Below are 2703 nucleotides of genomic sequence, written 5' to 3' on the forward strand. Positions count from 1 at the left end.
AATAGAACTTATCCAAAAATCCACTAGAACTACTATTAGATCTAAAGCTTTAGCATGGCTTCACAATGACTTAAGACGAATATTCAAATTCTATTACCGCTGGCATCTTAAACCTTACTGCGGAAAAGTACATATAGGCGTACTTATCATCTATACTATTTTTATTATCTTTGGCTTCTTTAACTTCCTTTTCCTAGATACCAGGAATACAAATGCAACAAATACAAATATCCATGCCCTACCCACTTCTTTTACTGATACTGATTGGAGTAATGGGAATTATAGTATTTTATCAGATATTGACCCAAATAACAGCGCAGGACAGCTTCTGCTAAAAAATGATCCGTCAACAATGGTATTGCTGGGAAGTCCGATAAAATTAACTAATGTTACCAGTATGAAATCTTACAAAGGCAAACTATTACTGTTAGCCTCCTCTAAAGTATGGGAAATTAGCGATGCAGAGCTCAGTTCTTATGATCCCATAAACAATACATATGAACAAATTTCTTACTATAATGCTCCAGCAGGCATAACTTCTGGCAGTAAAGTTATTATGAAAGAACAAGGAACTGGGATGATGGCAGTTATTAATGATAAAGTTTATATTCCAGGCCCAGATCCTGATGAAAGCTGGGACTTCGGTAATTTATATATTTATGATGGTACCACCTTAACCAAGAAACGCACTATTCCTAATGCAGACCATTCTCATGATGTAACGTATTATGCTGACAAACTAATTGTTACTTCAACTCATCCAACTGGTGTTACCCCGCCTGATTTTTCACTAGATGATGGCAATACATGGCAAACTTTAACTTATTGCTCAGATGCCTATGTTATGAATGGGCTTGGAGGAGCATCTTCTTTTGGTGGAAAGTTATATCTTTATGCGGGAGATAAACAGCCAACAGGAGGATATGCTTCTGCAATATTTATCTATGACGGCACAATTTGCATCAAAAAACCTTGGCAGATTGGTTTGCCTCTTAGTGAATATAAAGGCGTTATTTTGTCAGGCAGAAATTATTCACTAGACGGAATAAATTTTAACCCAATTTCTGCTTTTGATGGAAATCCGGGAAGATATAGCGAAAGTTACACTGATTATGACGGAAAGCATTATGCCGCGGCCAATGTTACATCCAGCAGTTATATACCCGGTTTAGTGTATACAACAGGTTTGTTTTCTTCCACAGACGGTATTAATTGGTCGTACTTAGGCAGTGGTACAGAATTATCGTTTACTAGTGGAAAAATCGTAAATCATCAAGGAAGATTATTTTTTACTGGAGAAACAAAAAACAGTACAGGTGATTCAGCGATTTATGTCTCCTCTTCCAAATCTTCTGGTGAATTAATTTCAAAACCTCAAGAGCTGACTGATTTTAATAAACTAACTCTTTCATGGAATGCCGTTAAACCAACAGGTACCAATATTAAATTTCAAGTAAGGTATGCCAATGATTTAACCAGTTTGAATTCTGCTTCTTTTGTCGGACCTGATGGTAGTCTCACATCATATTTCACTTCATCGGGCACTTCTCTTATCGGAATACCGAAAAGTAGTTATCTCCAATACAAAACTTATCTTAATACCCAAGATTCTAAATATACCCCCTATCTTGAAGATGTTACAATTACATCCTCTCTCCAGGACTACAAGAATCCTGCCAAAAATTTTTATATTGTTTCTTTTAATCCAGCGATTGATAGTGATTTGCAATTTTTAGCATCACATTATGATCTTCTTGATGATGATGGGGCTTATTTAACAACTACTCAGATTGATCGATTGCATAATCTTAATCCTGATATTAAAATCTTAAAATATTTTAACGGTTTAGATATTTATGCGGGTTCTTCTGATTATTCTTGGATTAACACAAATCATCCGGATTGGTTTTTGGTTGATAGTGACGGTAATCGTCTTTACACTAAAGCGAATAACTATGGTTTAAAACCAGGCAATGTTGACGTTCAAAATTGGCTTGCTGGTAAGCTGCAAAATATATTAGGCGCTAAACCTTATGACGGTATTTTCTTGGATATGATAGTAGCTTCTCCTAATTATATTTATTGGAATCCTAATATTTCCCAATACGTTATTGCTATAAATCCAGATACGGGCATCCAATACACTTATCCGCAGTGGCGAGCCCATCAACAGCAAAAGCTTCAAGTTGTCAAAAATGCTGTTGGGTCTAAAATGATTATTTTTAACGGGCTTGCTTATAATAATTACTGGCAAGGAGAAGGTGGGGAAGGAATTAATTTCTGGAATACAACCACTGATGGAGCTATGATAAAAGGTTTTATTAGATGGGCAAATAACGGATTAAATTTCCGTAGAGAAGTAGACTGGAAAAAAGATATTGATATGTTAATTGATTCATTATCAAAAGATCGAATAATTTTGGCAACAACAGGTTTTGATATAAACGATAGTACTATAACAAGTGAGGATAAAAAACGTATTGTGATGTATTCTTTTTCTTCTTTTATGCTAGGTACTCAAGGCGAAAAGGCATATTATAATTCAAGAGATCTTGATACTCTTCAAACGGGGCATCCTCAAGAATCAACATTTCAAGATATTTGGTTAACCCCAATCGGCTCCCCTCTCTCCCCCTACTATAAAGCTAATAATCTATATCAAAGAGATTTTACCAACGGCAAAGCTTTAGTAAACTCAGTAGA

1 protein-coding gene is annotated in these 2703 nt (G+C 35.4%); it reads left to right on the forward strand.

Going from position 1 to position 2703, the window contains the following annotated elements; genetic code table 11:
- Positions 1 to 2703 (forward strand): hypothetical protein (locus tag COX95_02700; protein PIZ85881.1); only part of this gene is annotated, 2703 nt, incomplete at both ends.

The sequence above is a fragment of the bacterium CG_4_10_14_0_2_um_filter_33_32 genome (assembly GCA_002792735.1).
GTDB lineage: Bacteria > Patescibacteriota > CPR2_A > CG2-30-33-46 > CG2-30-33-46 > CG2-30-33-46.